Source organism: Paenibacillus oceani, from assembly GCF_014705615.1.
Classification (GTDB): Bacteria; Bacillota; Bacilli; order Paenibacillales; family NBRC-103111; genus Paenibacillus_AB; species Paenibacillus_AB oceani.
In genome coordinates, this window is the sequence record NZ_JACXJA010000020.1 from 97,323 (window position 1) to 118,374 (window position 21,052).

At 55.0% G+C, this 21,052-nt stretch carries 11 protein-coding genes; 6 read left to right on the forward strand and 5 right to left on the reverse strand.

Going from position 1 to position 21,052, the window contains the following annotated elements; all coding sequences use genetic code 11:
* The first annotated feature begins 65 nt into the window (after positions 1 to 65).
* Together IDH45_RS34985 and IDH45_RS16040 are read left to right on the forward strand one after the other, a co-directional pair.
* Entirely contained in the window at positions 66 to 4,667 is a 4,602-nt protein-coding gene (locus IDH45_RS34985; protein ID WP_190929134.1) for an FIMAH domain-containing protein, read from the forward strand.
* Positions 4,668 to 4,757: 90 nt separating this feature from the next.
* Positions 4,758 to 6,080: a WD40 repeat domain-containing protein gene (locus IDH45_RS16040; RefSeq protein WP_190929135.1), complete on the forward strand. Its 1,323-nt coding sequence runs from the start codon at positions 4,758 to 4,760 to the stop codon at positions 6,078 to 6,080.
* A 119-nt stretch (positions 6,081 to 6,199) separates the two neighbouring features.
* On the opposite strand, the gene IDH45_RS16045 is transcribed toward IDH45_RS16040, so the two are convergent.
* Complete coding sequence (locus IDH45_RS16045; protein ID WP_190929136.1) at positions 6,200 to 7,390, reverse strand: MFS transporter; 1,191 nt, start codon at positions 7,388 to 7,390, stop codon at positions 6,200 to 6,202.
* A gap of 885 nt (positions 7,391 to 8,275) precedes the next feature.
* Here IDH45_RS16045 and pheS point away from each other — a divergent pair.
* From pheS to IDH45_RS16065, 4 genes are all read left to right on the forward strand, one after another.
* Positions 8,276 to 9,310: a phenylalanine--tRNA ligase subunit alpha gene (gene pheS, locus IDH45_RS16050; RefSeq protein WP_190929137.1), complete on the forward strand. Its 1,035-nt coding sequence runs from the start codon at positions 8,276 to 8,278 to the stop codon at positions 9,308 to 9,310.
* 30 nt (positions 9,311 to 9,340) lie between these two features.
* Positions 9,341 to 11,785 carry a phenylalanine--tRNA ligase subunit beta gene (gene pheT, locus IDH45_RS16055; protein ID WP_190929138.1) on the forward strand — a complete coding sequence of 815 codons (2,445 nt, stop codon included), beginning with the start codon at positions 9,341 to 9,343 and terminating at the stop codon, positions 11,783 to 11,785.
* Between the two features lie 126 nt (positions 11,786 to 11,911).
* On the forward strand, positions 11,912 to 15,436 hold the full coding sequence (locus IDH45_RS16060) for a hypothetical protein (RefSeq protein ID WP_190929139.1): 3,525 nt from the start codon (positions 11,912 to 11,914) through the stop codon (positions 15,434 to 15,436).
* Positions 15,437 to 15,454: 18 nt separating this feature from the next.
* The gene (locus IDH45_RS16065) at positions 15,455 to 16,024 is read left to right on the forward strand and encodes a CvpA family protein (RefSeq protein WP_190929140.1); all 570 of its coding nucleotides are present in this window, start codon (positions 15,455 to 15,457) and stop codon (positions 16,022 to 16,024) included.
* 386 nt (positions 16,025 to 16,410) lie between these two features.
* On the opposite strand, the gene IDH45_RS16070 is transcribed toward IDH45_RS16065, so the two are convergent.
* The 4 genes from IDH45_RS16070 to IDH45_RS16085 all read right to left on the reverse strand — a co-directional run bounded on the left by IDH45_RS16070 (position 16,411) and on the right by IDH45_RS16085 (position 21,001).
* Positions 16,411 to 17,112 (reverse strand): SDR family NAD(P)-dependent oxidoreductase, encoded by a 702-nt coding sequence (locus IDH45_RS16070; RefSeq protein WP_190929141.1) that lies wholly within the window; start codon positions 17,110 to 17,112, stop codon positions 16,411 to 16,413.
* 1,204 nt (positions 17,113 to 18,316) lie between these two features.
* A complete protein-coding gene (locus IDH45_RS16075; RefSeq protein WP_190929142.1) occupies positions 18,317 to 19,534 on the reverse strand; it encodes an IS256 family transposase in 1,218 nt (405 codons plus the stop codon).
* A gap of 417 nt (positions 19,535 to 19,951) precedes the next feature.
* A complete protein-coding gene (locus IDH45_RS16080) occupies positions 19,952 to 20,320 on the reverse strand; it encodes a cupredoxin domain-containing protein (RefSeq protein ID WP_190929143.1) in 369 nt (122 codons plus the stop codon).
* A 312-nt stretch (positions 20,321 to 20,632) separates the two neighbouring features.
* Positions 20,633 to 21,001 (reverse strand): phage holin family protein, encoded by a 369-nt coding sequence (locus IDH45_RS16085; protein WP_190929144.1) that lies wholly within the window; start codon positions 20,999 to 21,001, stop codon positions 20,633 to 20,635.
* Positions 21,002 to 21,052: the final 51 nt, after the last annotated feature.

Sequence of the window (21,052 nt, forward strand, 5' to 3'; positions counted from 1 at the left end):
TTACTTTGTCCAATTTCCGGCGGTTTTTTTTACAATAAGCTCGTAATGAGAGGGAGTGAACGATAGTGAAAGGTTTTCTGGGTACAGTTGCTGCCCTATCGGTGTTTTTGCTTAGTGTGGCGGCATTCCTTCCGGAGAAGGCTGAAGCGGCTTTGCAAAAAGTTACCTATCCATTCTCAGGCTTGACCTCCAATCCCGCCGATCCCAACTGGCGATTACTGGAGACCTATCCGTCCGACATGAGGATGGACGCGAATACGTTCCAGATGATCCGAAACTCGGCGGTAGAACCGGCTAATGGCGAATTTATGAAAATTCGTTTCTATGTGCCCGAGGAGGGGCGTTACGATTTGCGGCTGACTCCTTATCGGTTTAACATTCTGGGTGGTTATACGGATATATTAATTGACGGACAGCTGCTTGTTTCCGATTTCAGTTTTTATTCACCGACCGCGGTTATACCGGCTGAAGTCGTGTTAGCGGAGCAACTCTATTTGACCCAAGGGCATCATGTACTTGAATTCGCGGGCAAAAAGGGAGTGTTGTGGCCAACTTCCGGCACTTATCATTTGTACTTGTATTTGCGAAACTTCCAATTGGTGCCGCTGCCGGCGCTAGCCGATGTGCAGCTGTCTGCGGATGCCCAACAGATTATGGCGGGGCAGTATGTAAATGCGAACGTAGCTGCCACGATGAATGACGGATCACCCGCCGATTTGCGGCAGGCATCGATTCAGTACGGCAGCGATAATCCGAATGTGCTGAGATTCGTGTCGGCCACGGGATTAATAGAAGCCGTCGCCCAAGGAACGGCTACTATGACGGCGACGGTATACTTGGACGGAGTGACGCGTACGGGCAGCAGGACGATTCAGGTCGAACCGTTCCATATGACGAGTGACAAGACGAGAAGCACGATCTATACGCCAGCGAAGGTAACCAATGCGAGGGCTAATGCGGCTTCGTATGATTGGGCGAGAAGTATAAGGGATACTGCGGTAGCCAAGGCGGACAATTATGTAGCGCTCGGATGGGAGTTTCTTTGGATCAGTGTTCCGCCACAGACGGTGCCGAGAAGTTATGCGGTCAATCAGCCGCTTGGCAGTCCGATTACCGGACTTGAAATCGACAAGTGGGGCAACTATCCGTACGTCGCCGATCCGGTAAACGAGCCTTGGAAGCTTACCGATCCGAGCAGCGGCTATAAGTTTCCGACGAACGACTTCGGCGCTTATTATGCCAGCGGGTTGGATGAACGGGGCATATTCCGGCCTGAACTGGCAGATCGCAGCCTGCTTGTCAATGAATTGTACCCGGAGCGGGGGCCGACATGGGGTGTCGATGACGGGTACGGCTGGTATGACGAGAACGGGAATGCTTACACGTTTATCGCCTACTATACTCACTTTTATTTATGGTGGGGCAAGACGGGAATCGTTCAAGACGCGATAACGTCGCTGCGGGATGCTTACCTATACACAGGGGACAAACGGTATGCCCAGGCTGGAATCGTCCTGTTGGACCGGATCGCGGACGTCTATCCGTCACTGGATCTGAGCAAGTTCGACCGCAAAATATTTTGGCATTCGGATATGAACAATGCTAAGGGGAAGGCGGTCGGCTCGATTTGGGAAACGGAGCTGGTCAAGCATTTCATTAGCGCTTACGACGCGTTTTTCCCGGCAATGGACGATATTACAGTGATGGACGACGTCATTGATTTTCTGTCGGCTAAAGGCCAGCAATACAAGCTTTCATTTAAAAATACGGTCACCGGCTTGCGTAAAAACGTAGAGGACGGCATCTTGAGGCAAGTGTATCCGGCGGTAAAAAATATGAGCATTTTCGGCAATACCGGGTTCCATCAAAGTGCGCTCGCTATGGCGGCCGTCGTTCACGATACGCTGCCGGAAACGAGAGAATGGCTCGATTTCAACTTCCGGACCGGTGAGGTTTTGCGAAATCCGCTTCGTTTGACCGGCGGCAACATTCTGAACGGACTCGTCAATACCGTCGACCGTGACGGACACGGCAACGAAGGGGCCCCGAGTTATAATGCGGGCTGGCTGATGACGTATCTGGAGGCGGCTGACATACTGCGCGGATACGATAAGTACCCGGAGGGCGACTTATACGAAAATGTGAAGTTCCGTAAAATGTTCGGTGCGATGCACGAACTTATGATGTTGGACCGGTATACGCCATCGATCGGAGACTCGGCTTACACAGGCAATCCGCGTCTAATCTTGTACAAGGACCAGATGATCCGTGCGTTCGAAGTATACCGGGATCCGGTCTATGCGCAGCTGGCGTATTTCTTGAACGGTAATAAACTGTCCTCTGTGCACGGCGACATCTTCTCGGGCGATCCGGATGCGATACGTGCAGATATTCAGGCTGTAATTGAGGAGTACGGTCCTTATGAAGCGGACAGCACGAACTTGTCCGGCACCGGCTTTGCTGCTCTGCGTGATGGTGTCCGCCAGTCGTCGCAGACGGGGAGCGGTATCCGTATGCTGTTTCCGGATCTTCAAGTAACCGTATCGAGCGCCGTATACCGTTATTTTGAAGCGTCATCCACCATTCAACTGGAAGCAAACGATCCGGGCCATTCGATCGCTTTCGCGTTTCCGATAGAGACCGGCGGGACTTATAGGGTCGATTTTCGCCCTTTCCGCGCGAATTCGTACGGAATATACGATGTGCGAATCAACAATGAGTGGGTAAAGCAAATCGATTTCTTCGGCTCCGATAAGGAGTTGGAGACGCTAGCCGAGATGACGTTGCCTGCAGGAACTCACGTAATCTCCTTCCACAATGCCGGGAAATCTCCGTCCTCATCTAACTACAAGATGGGTGTGACCGAGCTTCGCTTGCTGGATACTTCCGAAGCGAACAACCCGCCCGATCAGGAAGCTGAGGATACGCAACGTGGGTTATGGATGTACTATGGCACAAGCCGGATACACGGACATAGTGACACGCTGAATCTGGGCATGCATGCTTTCGGTCTCGATATAGCGCCAGACCTGGGTTATCCCAAATATGCCGATGCGGTCGATACGCACCGTCACCAGTGGATGATCAATACGATCAGTCATAATACGGTGGTGGTCGATCAAACAAAGCAGCAGCTTCAGGATGGCGCACAGCCGAAACATTATGACGGGGACGGACGGGTAAAGCTGATCGATGTGGAAGCCCCGCTCGTGTATCCGCAGACGTCGATGTACCGGCGAACGACGGCGATGATTCAGGCAAACAGCGAGTTCTCTTATGCGGTCGATTTCTTCCGTGTACAGGGCGGAACCGATCACCGGTACAGCTTCCACTCGATGGAAGGGGAAGTGGCTGCCTACGGCTTGAATCTGATCCCCCAAAATGACGGTCTTGGCAGCCCCGTTGGTTCTTATGCCGGAGCGGACGTTCCGTTTGGACCGGCTGCTGGCATTACGCAAGGCAAAGGCTACACGGGAAGCGGGTTCCACTGGCTGAAAAATGTGGAACGAGACTCCCAGCCGCAGCCGCAGTTCAGTGTAGATTGGAATGTACGCGATACTTGGAATATATACGGCCAAGGGGCACATGCCCCGACCGATACGCACCTCAGGCTAACGATGATCGGCGAGCTGGACGAAGCCGCGCTGGCTGACGGATTGCCGCCGGACAATAAGCCGGGCAACCCCGAGAAGATTCGGTACTTCATCGGGAAGCGCAGCGGTGCTAATTTGAACAGCTTGTTTACGGCGGTGATCGAACCTTACAAGGGAAGCCGCTTTATCCAGTCGATCAACAGTGTTGTCGTGCGCCATGGCGGAGTCGTCATCGATTCGCCTGATGTGAGGGCGGTCAAGGTATTGCTGGCAAACGGACGGACGGACTATGTCGTGTATTCACTCGATCCGGACAAAGAGTATGAGATCGACGGCAAGATCCGGTTCCGAGGATTCTTCGGCGTCTATTCCGAGGAAGGCGGCGAAGAAATATACGGTTATGTGCACGACGGTTCCTATATCGCGCCGATTACTGCGACTCCGTTCGAAGCTGCGGTCCCCCGAGTGACGGGGACGGTAGTCGACTTTTCCCGCGGATTGTCGGTAAGCAATTATATCGATGTACAGATGTCCGTATACGGAGCGTACGAGCAAAGCTTGATCGGCAAATGGATATTTATCGACAACGACGGAGTTCGCAATGCGGCGTATGAGATTAAGGATATTATCCCGCTCGGAGACAGCCTCTACCGGTTGTCGACCGGCGACGTGACGCTGGTTCGCTCATTTGCAGATACGTCGGATTTCAGCCAAGGTTACTTATACGATGTGGCGGTCGGCCGTCCTTTCCGTATCCCGCTTTCATCGGAGCGTATCCTTGCTCCTCCCGTAACCAACTCTCCGGCTACCATTGCGGGGATGAGCGGGCTGGTGAATCGTTATACGGAGAGCCGCGACATTCAGAGCGTACTGGCCGGACAGCTTATATACAGGCTGGACATCATTGGTCTGCTGCTTACGCAAGGCCAGCAAGAAACCGCGCACATGTACCTGGACGATTTTCTTGCTTATATTCGGGATCCATCGGTGCTGCAGCAGGGCCTAATCTCAGCTGTAGCGGCCGAGGCGCTGCAGCAATATGCCGAACGATTGACTGGTGATTGGTCAGACTGATCCCCCTTCCGTATAATAATCGCCCTCCCGAGGATACTAAAAAGGATCATTTTGGTAAACGATAAGGGCGGTTTGCAGGAGGGATAATCGATGATAGATCAAAAACGGTTTCGGAGAGCCGTGCAGCTGTTTACAGCAGCTGTAGTCCTCGTTGGGACGTTGTTCGGAATGTCGGCCGCGTACGTCGGTTCCAGAGAGTCCAAGTCGGTCGTGCGGGCAGAGCTTCCCAGTGATGGGGAAGTTCCCTTGAAAGCAGCGTTTTTGCGGCAAGGCGATTTATGGCTGCAGTCGGGTGAACGGGAGCGCCGGCTAACGGAGGGAGAGCAAGCCCATCAGCCGCTCTGGTCTCCGGACGGGCATTGGCTGGCCTATACGTCCGGGGAACGGACCATTCGACTGCTTCATCCGGCGTCTGGCAAGCGAATCGAGGTCGGCAGCGGAATAAGCTACGAGTGGTCGCCGGTCGCCAATCTGCTCGCTTTTCAAGACGGAGAAGTGCTTCAAGTAACAGATGTGGCCAAAGCGGATGATGAGAAGTTTCAAAATGCGGCGCTCGGCGTAGGCAGCTACTCCTGGCTGCCGGACGGAAGCGGGTTTCTTGTTTCCACGGGGGCACAACTGCTGCCGGACGGATGGTCGGATTTATCCATCTACGAAGTGCCGTTCGTCTACGGGAAGGAGATGCAGAAGGCAAGGCTGGTCGTCCGGCTTCCAAGCCAGTCCAAATCGTTTTTTGCCGTGAGGACAAGCAAATTTAAATGGTCGGCCGATCGGAAATGGATCTCGTTCATAGCTGTACCGACCGCCTCGCTGTCGGCCGACAGCAACACACTGTGCGTCATGTACTGGAACGGCAGGAAGATCATTCCGGCTGGCGAAATGCTAAACTATGACGATTGGGTCGCGTGGTCGCCTAGGGGAGATCTGCTCGCCTTGATTGCAGGCAACGGTCGTGATGCGACGGCAGGCAAGAAGCTGACTGTCGAACGCCCGCCATTTCGCAAGCAGTCGGTTTATACGCCCCAAGGCTTTGCCGACCGCGACCCGGTGTGGGAGGATAGCCGGTATATCGTCGTATCCCGATTTCAGGAAAGCGCGGGCGGAGGCGCGACACCTCAGCCGGGTGCGCCGCAGCCGTTTCTGGCACGGGTCGACGTGCAGGACGGTACGTCCGCTGCCCTACCTTCTCTGCAAGGGGCGTACGGCGATTACCGACCGGTGTATATCCCGGCATCGCGGTATTTGTCTTGGATTCGCACAAATCGCGACACGTCTTCGGTCTGGATCAGCGGACCAGACGGCTCCGGTGAACGGGAGTGGATCGGGAAGATGGATGTCGCTCCCGATTATTACGGCCATTTTGACTGGGCGGAGACGATCGATTGGTACGGGGACCGGGAGAGCGGCGAGTAACGTACACGATACACAAGAAATGAGAAAACGGTCAACCCTTGGATTGGAGGGTTCGACCGTTTTTACTTTTTTCACTGTTAAAGATGCTGCTGAAGGACGGTAGGTGCGAAACGAATCAGCTACCTGGCAGCCAGCCTCACGTTATCCCCTTCCTCTACCGTCTGGTTTCTCTTATCGGGAAACAGAGGACGAGAGAGGAGAAATCCGAAGCGCAGCAGCGCGATCAGAGCGAAGCATGCCCACAAAGGCATAACGGACAGCATAGCGCCTGCGATTAGAGGGCCGGCCGCCATACCTAACTGCATCACGAGCTGGAAGTCGGAGAAGTAGGCCATTTCGGCTTTGTGCTTCCCGGCTTCTTCCATCATCATCGTTTGCGTCGTCACCTCGCTTACCGCCAGCATGAAGCCCGTCCATGCCTGCGCAGCGGCAAGCAGCCAGTACCGGTCGATTAACCCGTAGGGCAGCACGCTTACGATCATCCCGAGCAGGGCGGCGCGGTAGATGCGCACCGTGCCGAACCGTTCCATCAGACGGCGGACGAACGGAAGCGAGACTGCCGACAGGATGCCGGATGTGACGACGAAAAAGGCGATCTGCGAGTTGCTTAAGTGCAACATTTTGACGTGGTAGATCGTAAACAGCGGAGGGGTCATATAAATTCCCGCATTGTTGACCGCCATCCACCAGATGTTGCGGTCGCACTCCCGGAACAGCCGGATCGGCTGAAGTTTGATTTTCGTCTTCTCCCTCGGGGCAAGACCGGCGATCAGCGACATCCCGGCAAATGTGGACAAGCAGCCGACCAGCATCGAGACGACATAATTGTATGGAAAATAGGAATCGGTAGCATCCAGCGCAAAACCGATCAGCAGCCCTCCGGTCGTCGTGACGAACAGTGCGATCACCTTGATCCGGCTGAACAAGGAGGGGAACTGGTCCGGCTCGATAATGCGGCGCAATATCGCCGGCTGCTGGGCGGAGGTGACGATGACGGATACGGCGTTGATGCTCCAAAATACGAGCAGCACCGGGATCGGATTCGGCAGCAGGATGGAAAGCGCCATGCAGATAAAGGCGAACTGGCGGATGTAGCCGCTCGTCAAAAACACGCCGCGCGTCACCGGCAGCTGGCGGGTCAGAAAAGCTAGAGACAGGGCGCAAAACAAAGCCGGGAGCGAGTTCGACAAGGCGATTTCGAAGTCGGAGGCTCCCAGACGAGCGATCAGCACGCCGAGAAAGGTGAAAAACGCGACGCTTTTAATGTTTTGCAACATAGCATCTAAGTAAATGCGCGTGGTCGCCTTCATAGGAGGATGTCCTTTCCGATTATGCTGGTTCCTAAGGTGAATGAGGACAAACAAAGTTTAGCTTGTACCCGTAAGTGTACTCCCGCCAGATGTGAAAGCATATGGACATCTCTTGCAAAAAACATGGACGATCTGATCACCGGTTAATATGGATAACGGTAAGCAGTCGCCGGCATCGATTCCTTCATTCGATACTGCACGCGCAAATACGGCAAGGCGCCCGACGGAATGTGCAGGCAAATGGCCGCGGAGAGAGGCAGGGAACCGGACGCCGTGCTGAACGTATAACAAGACGTGGCCTGTGATTTGGCTCCCGCCTTGCAACTTTGCACAATATTGCATATAATACGAGTTAAATGCGACTTTCCCTTGCACGCAAGGTGAAGACGGACATATGCAAATGCGACGACGGAGAAAAGTAAGCAGACGCCTTCTTACAGGGAGGGAGCGCCGGAGATTGAGAGTGCTCCTATGGAATCAGGCTGCCGAAGTTCGCTCCCGAGCAGTCCTTTGAAACCTTCCGCCAGACGGCGCGATTCGCGCACCGGATATAGGCGGACGGGCAAGTAGAGGGAACCGGTCCCGGGCCGTTAACCCGGCAAAGCGAAGACGACTTCGCCTTACGGAATCCGGCTGCTTCACGCGGCGGATGCGGGCATCTGCCGATTAGCGGATGATGCCGAAGCCGAACGGCTCGTCTTAACAAGGGTGGTACCGCGGCACTTTCGCCCCTTACAGGGATGAAGGTGCTTTTTGTGTTTTTGCGAAAGTTTCCGATCGGCATCGTCCTCGTATGGCTGACTATTGGCCAGTCCGAACCGAATTGCCGTACACGACCCTGAATCATGGATGACCGTGCGGGGGCTATAAGAAGGAGGAGCTACTATGAAAGAACGATTGCTCGCGCTGAAGACGGAGGCGCTGCAGGAGCTGGAGCGGGTGGAGAACGCCCAACAGCTGAATGACCTCAGAGTCAAATATTTGGGGAAAAAGGGTCCGCTTACGGAAATTTTGCGGGGCATGGGCGCGCTAAGCGCCGAGGAGCGTCCGGTTATCGGCCAAGTGGCCAACGAGGTGCGCGGCGCTATCGAGGAAGTAATCGAAGCGAAGCAAGCCGAATATGCGCAGGCGGAAACGGCCAACCGCCTGAAGGCGGAGATGGTTGACGTGACGCTGCCGGGCCGTCGTACTGCCCACGGTGCGGTTCACCCGCTTAACAAGGTGATCCAGGAGATCGAGGACATTTTTATCGGCATGGGTTATTCGGTAGCCGAAGGTCCGCAGGTGGAGAAGGACTACTACAACTTCGAGGCTCTGAATCTGCCGAAGGATCATCCGGCGCGCGATATGCAGGATTCGTTTTATATTACCGACGAGATTTTGATGCGCACGCAGACGTCCCCGGTACAGATTCGTACGATGGAGAAACGCCAGGGCGCGGTGCCGATCAAGATCATCAGCCCGGGTCAGGTATACCGCCGCGACGACGACGATGCGACGCATTCGCATATGTTTACGCAGATCGAAGGGCTTGTGATCGACCGCCATATCCGGATGAGCGACCTGAAGGGTACGCTGCTCCAGTTCGTTCAGGAGATGTTCGGTCCGCAGACGCGCATTCGGATGCGTCCGAGCTTTTTCCCGTTCACCGAGCCGAGCGCCGAGGTCGACGTCTCCTGTATGATGTGCGGCGGCCAAGGCTGCCGGACGTGCAAGAAGACCGGCTGGCTGGAAATTCTCGGTTCCGGCATGGTGCACCCGCGGGTGCTCGAGATGTCCGGTTACGATCCGAACGAATACAGCGGATTTGCTTTCGGCATGGGCGTTGAACGCATTGCGATGCTGAAGTATGGCGTGGACGATATCCGCCATTTCTATACGAACGATATCCGGTTCCTGAAGCAGTTTGTGCACATTTAACGAGAAGCCGAGAAAGGGAGTGAACGGGACGTGAAAGTCTCTTATCAATGGTTGTCCGAATACGTCGATCTGAAAGGGTATACCGCCTCGGAGCTGGCGGAGAAACTGACCCGCAGCGGGATCGAAGTCGATATCGTGGAAAATCGGAACAAAGGCGTCACGAATGTGGTCGTCGGTTACGTCAAAGCGCGGGAGAAGCATCCCGACGCCGACAAGCTGAGCGTATGCACGGTCGACGCCGGACAGGGCGAAGATTTGCAAATCGTCTGCGGAGCCAAAAACATAGCGGCCGGGCAAAAAGTTCCGGTAGCGCTCGTAGGCGCCGAGCTGCCTGGTGATCTGAAAATCAAAAGAGCCAAGCTGCGCGGCGTCGAATCGATGGGAATGATCTGTTCGGCCAAGGAGCTCGGCCTGAATGACAAGCTGCTGCCCAAAGAGCAGCAGGAAGGGATTCTCGTGCTGCCGGAAGATACGGCGGTCGGCAAGTCGATCCTGGAAGTGCTCGGACTCGATGACGAGGTGATGGAGCTGGATCTGACCCCGAACCGGTCCGACTGCCTGAGCATGATCGGCGCCGCTTACGAGATTGCGGCGATCCTTGGCCGCAACGTCGAGCTGCCGAAGGATGAGATCGGTCTCCACCCGTCCCAGACGAAGGTGGCGGACCATCTGAGCATCGGCATTACGGCGGCTGAGCTTTGCAGCCGGTATGCGGCTAGACGGATTACCCGGGTAAAGGTCGGGCCGTCCCCGCTATGGCTGCAAAACAGGCTGATGGCTGCAGGCATTCGTCCGATCAACAATATCGTGGACATCACCAACTACGTGATGCTGGAGTACGGTCAGCCGCTTCACGCGTTCGACGCGGATCTGCTGGAGGGCGGGCGCATCGATGTTCGTCTGGCCGGCGAAGGCGAGAAGCTCGTCACGCTGGATGACAACGAGCGGTCGCTGGAGCCGCACATGCTGCTGATTACGGACGGTGTGAAACCGATCGCGCTTGCCGGCGTTATGGGCGGCGCCAATTCGGAAGTGTCGCGGGATACGACGACGATCGTGCTGGAATCGGCCAAGTTCGCGGGCGCGACCGTCCGCAAGACGTCCCGCCAGCTCGGACTCCGTTCGGAAGCGTCGCTGCGCTTCGAGAAGGAATCGAATCCGGAGGCCGTCATTCCGGCGCTGAACCGTGCCGCGTCGCTGATCGCCGAGCTGACCGGAGGCGAAGTGAACGAAGGGATCGTCGAAGCTGTAACGAAGGAAGCTGAGCCCGTATCGGTGCGCATCACACTGGAGAAAATCAACCGTTACCTCGGCACGGAACTGGCGATGCTGGAAGTCAAAGTGATTTTGAACCGGCTTCATTTCAATTTCGAGGAGCCGGGAGCCGGAGAACTGAACGTCCGCATTCCGATGCGCCGCGGAGATATTACGAGAGATGTCGATCTGATCGAGGAAATCGCCCGTTTGTACGGGTATGACAACATTCCTTCGACTCCGATTATGGGCGCGACGACCCCGGGATCGCTAACCCGCGAGCAGTCGTTCCGCCGCGTCATTCGCCGCTTGCTGACCGAAAGCGGGCTGCACGAGGTTATTACGTATACGTTCACGCATCCGGAGCAGATCGCGAAGTATAGCGGCATGTATCCGGAAGCGAAGCCGATCGCGCTGTCGATGCCGATGAGCGAGGAGCGCAGCGTGCTTCGGACGAGTCTCGTGCCTCACCTGCTGGATACGGCGGTGTATAACCGGAACCGCAACGTGGACGATGTATCGATCTACGAGCTGGGCAACGTGTTCGTCACGTCCGAAGGACAACTGACGACGCTGCCGCAGGAGAAGCTGATGCTGGCGGCGATCTGGACCGGCCGGCGCGCTCCGGCGCACTGGGGGCATAAAGGCGACAAGGTTGATTTCTATGATATGAAGGGCGTATTCGAGAAGCTGACCGATTACCTCGGGTTGGAGTCGGTCGGTTACAAGAGTGCCGCTCCGGAAGGATTCCACCCTGGGCGGACGGCCGAGATCACGATTGGTGAAGGGGCGGGAGCCCGCGTCATCGGACGGATCGGACAGCTCCACCCGGAGCTGCAGCAGGCCAAAGATTTGGACGATACGTATGTGCTCGAGGTGGAAGTGGAGCCGCTGATGGAGCGTGCTGATTTCCGCATCGAATACAAGCCGTTGCCTAGAAATCCGGCGATCGGACGCGATATGGCGATCGTCGTAGATTCGGGCGTTGCAGTAGGCGATATCCGGCAAACCGTCGAAGCGGCGGCAGGCGCCTTGCTCGAATCGATCGACGTCTTCGATATTTATACGGGAGAGCGTCTCGGACAAGGGAAGAAAAGCGTGGCGTTCGCGCTTCTGTACCGTCATCCGGAGCGTACGCTGACCGATGAAGAGGTCGGAGAGCAGCACGGCAAAGTTGTAGCCGCTCTTGAACAAACATTCGGCGCAGAACTGCGCAAATAGAAGGAAATAAGACCGTTCACATCGAATGATATAAGCGATGGGGACGGTTTTTTCTTTTTCCGCCGCAACCCGTCAATTTTCGACATGATCCGTGAACCTGTATAGGTTGGAAAGGGTGTGCCTATTATGAGTACGGGCGATAAAATTAGAGTCACGGTCGATATATACGGAACAGAATATAAATTGATGGGCAGCTCCAGCAGCGGTTATGTCAAGAAGGTTGCGTCTTATGTAGACGAGCAGATGCACAATACGGCCAAAGTGTTTCCGCGATTGGATACACCCCGGCTTGCCGTGCTTGCGGCTGTTAATATGGCGGACGATTTTTTTAAGCTAGAGTCGTCGCTGGAGCAGGTTCAGCAGCAGATGGAAGGACTTCGGGGAGCCGATCAGCGGTGCGCGGAGTTGGAAGAAGAGCTTCGCCTGCTGGAGCAGTCGTTTGAGCAGGAGACGAACAAGCTGCGGGAGCGCGAACGGGAGCTGGCGGCTGAAATCGGTCAGCTACGCGGGCGTGCCGAACGAAGCGAGCGCGAGCTCGAGTCGGAGCGGCAGAGCAGACAGGCGGCTGAGCAGAAAGCGGCCGGGCGGATTGCGCAGCTTCAGGAAGAGAAGCAGCAGCTGGAGGAAACGTTCCAGCTGAAGCAGACGTTGATGAAGGAGCAGGAAGAGCAGTTGCTGACCCAGATCGTAGCCGAACAGGAAGCGCACAAGCAGTCGGTTCAGGAGTTGAATGCGAAGGCGAAGCAGGCGCTCGATGCAGAGCGTCAGCAAAGTCGGGGCCAGCTTGAGGAGGAGCAACGCAAAGCACGGAAGGCGCTGGAGGAAGAGCGCGCCAAGGCAGCGCAGAAGCTGGAGCAGACGCTTGCGGAAGAGCGGGGCAAGCGGGAGCAGGCGCTGGAGCAGCTGCGCCGTCAAGGCCAGCAGGCGATCGAACAGGAACGTCTTCAAGGTCAGCAGGGGCTTGAACAGGAGCGGCAGAAAGCAGCGCAGGCGCTCGAGGAGGAGCGCAAAAATTCGCAGCAAACGCTGGAGGAGCAGCGCGGCAAGTGGCAGCAGACGCTGAAGCAGGAGGGCGAGAAAGCGCAGCAGTTGCTCGAAGCGGAGCGCCGGAAGCTGGAGCAGGAGCGCAAGCAAGTGCTGGAGGCTATGGAGGCCGCACGCAAGCAGTTCGAGCAGGAGCGTCAACAGGTGCTGGAGGAACTGGAAGCGGAGCGGCTTAGCGCGGCGCAGTCGCTGGAGGAAGAACGGAGCAAGTGGCAGCAGCAGCTTGCGCAGGCAGACGAATTGTCGCTGCAAACGTTGGAAGCCGAACGTCAGAAGGCGGAGCAGGAGCGTCAAAAGGTGCTGGACGAGCTGGCGGCGGAACGGGAGAAAGCCGAACGCGAGCGTCAGAAGGCTGAGCAGACGCTGCAGGAGGAACGCGCGAAGCGTGAGCAGCAGGTAGCGGAGGAAGTGCGCAAAGGCGAGCAGGCGCTCGTCGAGGAGATGCTGCGCGCCGAGGAAGCGCTGGAGCAGGAGCGTTACCAGGCGGCACAGTCGCTGGAGGAAGAGCGGAGCAAGTGGCAGCAGCAGCTTGCGCAGGCGGACGAATTGTCGTTGCAGGCGCTGGAAGCGGAACGTCAGAAGGCGGAGCAGGCGCGTCAGCAGTTGCTTGAAGCGCTGGAGAACGAGCGCAAGCAGGCCGAGCAGCAGCGACAGCAAGCTTTGCAATCGCTGGAAGCGGAGCGGCTTCAGGCGGAACAGGAGAAGCAGCAACTGCTGAAAGCGCTGGAGAACGAGAAGCTTAAATCGAAGGACGAACGTCAGCAAGCGTTGCAGACGCTGGAAGCGGAGCGTCGGAAATTTGCGAAGGAACGCCAACAGGCCGAGCAATTGCTGGAAGCCGAGCGCCAGAAGCGGGAGCAGCAACGTTTGCAGGCGGAGCAGGCACTGAAGGAAGAGTTGACGAAGCGTGAGCAGCTGGTGTCGGAGGAAGTGCGCAAGGGCGAGCAAGCGTTAGTCGAAGAGATGGTTCGTGCCGAGGAGGCGCTGGAGCAGGAACGGGTGAAGGCGAAGCAGGCGCTGGAGGAAGAGCGGAGCAAACGCCAGCAGGCTTTGCAGGCGCTGGAGGCGGAAAGCCTGAAGGCGGAGCAGGAGCGTCAAAAGTTCGAACAGGAGCGCCAACAGGCCGAACAATTGCTGGAAGCCGAGCGCCAGAAGCGAGAGCAGCAGCGTTTGCAGGCGGAGCAGGCACTGAAAGAAGAGCTGGCGAAGCGGGAGCGTCAGAAGGCGGAGGAAGTGCGCAAGGTCGAAGAGGCGCTGGAGGACGAAATGGTTCGCGCCGAAGAAGCGCTGGAGCAGGAGCGGCTGAAAGCGCAGCAGGCGCTTGCGGAAGAGCAGGGTAAATGGCAGCAGCTGCTAGCGCAGGAACGTCAGCAGGCCGAGCAGGCTCTACAGGAAGAACGGAGCAAGGGACAGCGGCTCCTGGAGGAAGAGCGTCGTAAAAGTGAGCAAATTCTTGTTGAAGAGATTATGAAAGCCGAACAGACGCTGGAAGAGGCGCTGCATAAAGGGAAACAGTCGCTGGAGCAGCAGTGGAGCGACAAGGAGCGGACGCTGCTGGAACGTATCGGCCAACTCGAACAGGTATACGAGGAAGAGCGGCGCAAAGCGAGCGAGGAACTGGAGCAAGCGCGTCTTCAAGCACAACGGGCGGTTGAACAGGAACGGCAGACTGCGGCAGCCTTTGCGGAGCAGGAGCGCCTGAAGATCCACGAAGCGCTGGAGGAAGAGCGTCTTCAAGGCATGCTCGCTCTGGAAGAGGAGCAGTTGAAAGCCGCTAAGGCTTTGGAGGAAGAACGTGCTAAAGCGGTTCAGGCTCTCGAAGCGGAGCGTCGTAAGGCGATGCAGGCCGAAGAAGAGCGCAAGAAGGCGGTACAGGCGCTTGCGGAAGAGCTGCGTAAAGCGAAGCAGGCACTTGCGGAAGAGCGTTCGATTCTTGAAGAAATGCTGGCAGAGGAACGTTCCAGAGCGAAGCAGGCTTTGGATGACGAACAGGACAGAGTCGGGCGGATTGCCGAGCAAGCGCGCGCTGAATTCGAACAAACGCTGAAGGAACAGCAAAGGAAGTTCGAACAGGCGCTTGCGGAAGAGCGGGCGAGAAGCGAATCGCTGCTGGCGGATGAACTTGCGAAAGCCAGACGAGCTCTCGAGGAAGAGCGCAGCAAGGCTAGAATGGCTCTCGAAGAAGAGCGCAGCAAGGCCAAGCAAGCGCTGGAAGAGGAGCAACTGGTCGGGGAAATCGCCCTGGAGGAAGAGCGGGATGCCGCGCAGCGCAAAATCGTTTCGTTGGAGGCAGAGCTGTCCGGACTGCGTTCCCGGCTTGAGGTTGCGGCGACTAGCGTGCGGGATGAGCTGACGGCGGAGCGTGAACGGGCTGCCAAGCTGGAACAGACGCTCCAGAATGAACGAGCGGAGTTCGAGGCGGAGCGGGACGATATGCGGCTTTCATTCGGCCGGGAGTGCGGCAGGCTGAAGCACGAGCTGGAGCAGCTGCAAGATGAACGGCTGAAGGATAGCGAGCTGGTGGTGCAGCATCGCAAACTCCAGGAGGAATACGCGAAGCTGCAAAACGAATTCAACGAATGGATTCAACTCGTTGAGAAGGATTAGTCGAGGGGCGCCGGGCGTATGAGTATGAATGAACTCAATACGCTGGACATTATCGCCGCCGTGCTGATAGTCGGGGCTCTTGCTCTTGGCTACCACCGCGGCTTGATCGCCCAGCTCGTTTCCATCGTCGGCCTGTTCATCGCCTATTTGGCGGCTTACTGGCTGTACGATGACTTGGCCCCGATCGTAGGACGGTTTATTCCGCTTGACAAGCTTAAGGGTTATCAAGAGTACGCGTTTCTGCTCGACAGTATCAATTGGAACGTCTACTTTAACAATGCCGTTGCTTTTGCGGTCATTTTTATAGTTGTCAAAATCGGATTTACGATCGTCGGGCGAGTGCTACACTGGATCGCTTCGATCCCGGGCCTCAAGAAGGTGAACAAATGGAGCGGCGCCCTGCTGGCCTTGTTCGAGGTAGTAGTGCTGTTTACGATCGCGGTGCTTATCATGAGCATCATCCCTTCGGACTCGCTGCAAAAGACTTTGTCGGAGTCCAGCGCCGCCACTTTCGTTATGGACCGGCTGCCCGAGCTTGCAGACCGGCTGCGGGAGTTGTGGAATCAAATTCCGGTGGATAGCGTCTAGACGCGGCGCGAGCGTGGTGTTTATGGAGGATCGCGGTGACCGCACAATAAGAGCTTCGAGCATCTCTTATTTGGCCCCGAGGCGCGGATTTCGGGGAAATAGAGGTGGCTGGAAGCTCTTATTTGGCTTGAACAGCCGGGAAATGGCCGGGTGGCCGCATAATAAGAGCTTCCAGCATCCCTTATTTGGCCCCGAGGCGCGGATTTCGGGGAAATAGAGGTGGCTGGGAGCTCTTATTTGGCTTGAACAGCCGGGAAATGGCCGGGTGGCCGCATAATAAGAGCTTCCAGCATCCCTTATTTGGCCCCGAGGCGCGGATTTCGGGGAAATAGAGGTGGCTGGAAGTTCTTATTTGCCTCCGTTGCTTAGCCTAAGCTGGCTTGGTTTCAGCCTCCAGCGGCGAGCGGTAAGCCGCCGACTTCGAACAGCTTGCCGTTCGGCCCATGTTTGGGCAACGAGGCCAGCGCTAGTATATCCGGCACCACGGCCGCCGGTTCTTGGCCGGTCGCGTGCATTTCCGTGCGGATTGTACCGGGGTTGTACATATTGGTCAAGATGCCGTGCGTGATTTCTTCTTCCGCGATCGTGCGGGTCAGCGTTTCGAGTCCGGCCTTGCTAACACTGTACGCGACGTAGCCGCCCGCTCCGTTCTCGGCGAGGCTGGAGGTGATATTTACGATCCGCCCGTATTTGCGTTCGCGCATAAGGGGGAGGCATGCTTTGGTCATCAGGAATGCACCGGTTAAGTTAACGGATATTTGGTAGTTCCACGAATCCAACGAAGTATCAGCTACCGAGCCGAGTTCGACTACAGCAGCGTTATTGATTAACAAGTCGATGCGGCTGTAAGCGGTCCGGACAAATTCCTGCATGCGAAGAACGTCGCACTCTGAAGCGATGTCCAGGCGAAGCGCCTGAGACCGGCCTCCGGCGGATGCGATCAGACGGGCCGTCTCTTCAAGTCTGCCGAGCCTCCGCCCGCACAAGATAACGATAGCCCCTTCCTCCGCAAATCGTAAAGCGGTTGCCCTTCCCAATCCGGAACCTGCGCCAGTCACAACTGCAACTTTCTCAGACAGTATTCCCATAATACCCACCTCTTTACTTTGTCTTTATCAAAATCATCTTAACAGAAATTTCCGGGTCCAGATAGACGTTTACGGTATAAAAATTTTTGATGAAAATGGAAACAATTGTTTAATAAAGGATCGTGGGATGAAGGCCGTCCACAGGGAGAAAATCAACTAAAAGTATGAGTGGGGACAGAGCGGGTGGTAAATGGGCTGCCCAAAAGCAAACGGAGAGGAAGTAAAGGGAAAGGGGAGGAGCTTGAGGGACGAAGAAAAAGCCGAAGGAACACAATAAAGAGCCGCAGGAGCAGGATATAGGGTCGAGGGGCGAAATAAAGGTCGAAGGAACGACGAGCAATAAAGTCGAAAAAAGAGAGATAAGAAATCGAAGGAACGAGATAAAAGTCGAATGAAGCGAGATCAGAAAAGTCGGAGGAACGGGGCAAAAGTCGAAGGAAAGGAGTTAATCAGTCGAGTGAAGTTAGTTGAAAAGTCGAAGGAAAGGAGATAAACAGTCGAATGAACAACCTGGGTAAGTCAAAAGAACGAGACAAGAAAGACGAAAGATAAGGAGGAACGAGGTAAGAAATTGCAGGAATGAGCTGAAAAGTTGAAATAGTCGAGATAATGAGCCGTCGAAGGAATGAGGTGAAAAGTCGAAGGAATGAGGTAAAAAGTCGAAGGAGAGAGGTGCGAAGTCGAAGTCGAAGGAACAAGAAGAATATTCGAAGAAATGTGACAAAAAAGACGAAAGATAAGAAGAAAAGAGACAAGAAAGACGAAAGATAAGAAGGAACGAGGCAAGAAATTGCAGGAATGAGCTGAAAAGTTGAAAGAGTCGAGATGATGAGCCGTCGAAGGAACGAGGTAAAAAGTCGAAGGAATGAGGTAAAAAGTCGAAGAGGGTGAGATAACAAGTCGAAGGGTGCGAGCTAAGAAAAGCCGAAGGGAAGAGATGAGAGTTGAAGAATCGCGATAAGAAAAGTCGAAGAAACGAGACAAGAAGTCGAAAAAGTGAGGGAGGAATTCAAAGAAAGTGAAATGGAGACTGTCAAGTAAAAAGTGTAACCTCTGAAAACAATATCTAGCTACTAGTGAGCCGCGACTTGACCTGGAGCCTCTGGCGGGCCCGGTGCACGCGCGATGGGCGAAGGGGGCCTTAGGGCCGTTCTCGCGCCGGGCGGACAGCCTACCAGACCCGCCCCCTCCACCTCAAGTCGCTTTAGCGGACCTGAACGCGGTCTGGGTAACAGACAGTCAATTGCAGCAGGATTTGTCCCCAGTTCTGCACGCGTCCCGTCCATTTGCGCACGACGTCCATGGTGGCCAGATACAGCATTTTCAGCAGCGACTCGTCATGGGGAAAAATGCTCTTTCCTTTTGTCACCTTGCGTAATTGCCTATGATAGCCCTCGATCATATTCGTCGTATAGATCAGTTTGCGCAGCTCCGGCGGGTACATGAAAAATGTGGAAAGCTCGTCCCAATTCTGGCGCCAGGACTTCACGATTAAGGGGTACTTTTCTCCCCAGGTTTCTTCAAATCGATCCAGCTCCAGCAAGGCACTTTCCTCGGTTGCGGCTTTGTAAATGGGTTTCAGGTCGGCTGTGACGCGTTTGAGGTCCTTGTAGGCCACATAGCGGACCGAGTTGCGGATCTGGTGAACGATGCACTTCTGAATATCCGTTTTCGGGTAGCAAGCCGAGATCGCTTGGCTGAAGCCCGTCAAGTTGTCCACACAGACCAGCAGAATGTCCTGAACGCCACGGTTCTTCAGATCGTTTAACACGCTCATCCAGAACTTCGCCGACTCGTTCTCGCCGATCCAGATGCCGAGCACATCTTTGTTGCCGTCCAAATCGACCCCGATCACCATGTAGGCGGCTTTGTTCACAATCGCTCCATCCTGTTTCACTTTGAAATGAATGGCGTCGAGAAACACGACTGCATACGTCGGTTGTAGCGGGCGGTTATGCCATTCTTTAATCATGGGTATAATTTTATTGGTGACGTTGGAAATGAGCGTTGGGGATACTTCAATGCCATACAGCCCCTGCAAATGGTCCTGGATATCCCGGGTGCTAACGCCTTTGGCATATAGGGCGGTAATCTGATCCTCGATGCCGGTGACGTTCGTTTGATTTTTCTTGATCACAACCGGCTCAAATTCACCCAGACGATCGCGCGGCACTTTGATTGCAAGATCGCCGTATTCGGTGTGAACCGTTTTTTCCCGATAGCCGTTCCGACTGTTCTTCGTCTCTTTGTTATGGTCGTAGGGGGCGTAGTCCAGTTGGGTATCCAGTTCCGCCTTCAGGGTGGCCTCCAGTACATCCTTGAACATCTCCTTTAAGGTCGCCTGGATCTGCTCCACCGACTGGAATTGATGTTCCTTCACGAGTTCCTGTATCGCTTGTTTGCTCCAAAATTTCTCTGTCATTTGGTTTTCCCTCCGAAATGGTCTGTTAGAACATAGTATGTCCCGTTTTGATTCATTTCAAAGGTTCCACCTTTCATTTTACAGACCCGTGAAATGAGAAAATCAGATGAAAGAACTTATTTCCTAAGAAACTCAGGGCAAACAAAACTAACGCCAAGAAGAAGGAAGATACCTATTAGACAAGTTCAAGTTTACCTTACACTTTGTATGACTCCCTTACTGACTTTCGCACTTTCTCCCTTTCACCCTTTCTGACTTTCTCCCTTTCTCACTCTCTCGCTTTCACATTTTAATACTTTAACACTTTTAATACACATAACCACGACAACGTACAATAACAAAAAAACCTCCAAAACCTGACGGAATTGGAGGGTGTGGTACCACAAGCAGTAATGCGTCGCTTGCAGCGGTTATAAATTATTCTACAATCAGCTTAGCTTTCATAGTGCTGTGGCCGGTCCCGCAAGGCAAGCTGCAGATGATGTCGTAAGTACCTGCTTTGTCGAACGTAACGTCTTTCGATTTGTTGGTGCCTACGTCGATATTCAAGCCGTTGATTTTGATGGCATGTGCGCCTTCTTTGCTTTCCAGCGTCACTTTCAGTGTGTCGCCTTTTTTCACTTTGTATTCTTTTTGGTCGAAGTCCCAGTTGGTTGCTACTATTTTCAAGTCGCCGGTAGCCGGTCCGGAAGCGGTGTTAACAGGCGCTTCTTCTTTTTTGCCGCAGGCGGCTACCACTGCCAGCACGGCGATCAGCGCGAGCAGGTACAAGATCGTTTTCTTCATACGGAATCCCTCCATAAGTGTAGTCCATCGGACTGTTGATCTTACGAGCTTCATTATATCGAAATGGCGGGATAAAGTCAGTGACAGTCTCGTGAACCCTTAATGAAAAAGTTATGAACCTTTTTGTAAGTCTGGCTAAACCGCTTGCAAAAAAGCGGGAATTCGTTCCCGCCTGCTTCCGGCATGAGCTGTTTGGAGTCCAATTCAGGGGGTCAGCCGTCTGTGTAACGTCCATCGCCTGAATCAAAAAGCCGCGCGCCGCGTATGCCAAAAGCCTGCCCGACGGGCAGGCCGTTAGCACAGCGAAGCAGGTTAACGGGCTTCTTCCCGGTTGCCCTGTCCCGCATCGAACGGTGTTGCGATGGGGATGAACAGGTCGATGATCCCGATAACCAGCGCCGCCAAAATAGCACCGACAATCGTTACAGATACGCCGCCTACGACGAACTGGGCTAGCCAGATGACGGCTGCGCTCGCCAGAAAACCGACGATACCCCGGCCGAACGGTGTAATCCGCTTGCCGAAAATTCCTTCCACGATCCAACCCAATACCGCGATGACTAAGGCGAGGAACAAAGCGCTCCAGAAGCCCCCTACGGCAAAATTCGGTACGATCCAGCCAACGAACATAAGCACGAAGGCCGCAACGATAAATCGGACAACATGGCCAAGAAATCGCATGTACGCTTCCTCCTTTGGAATGGTTCGCATAAACGGCTCGAAGGCAGCTTG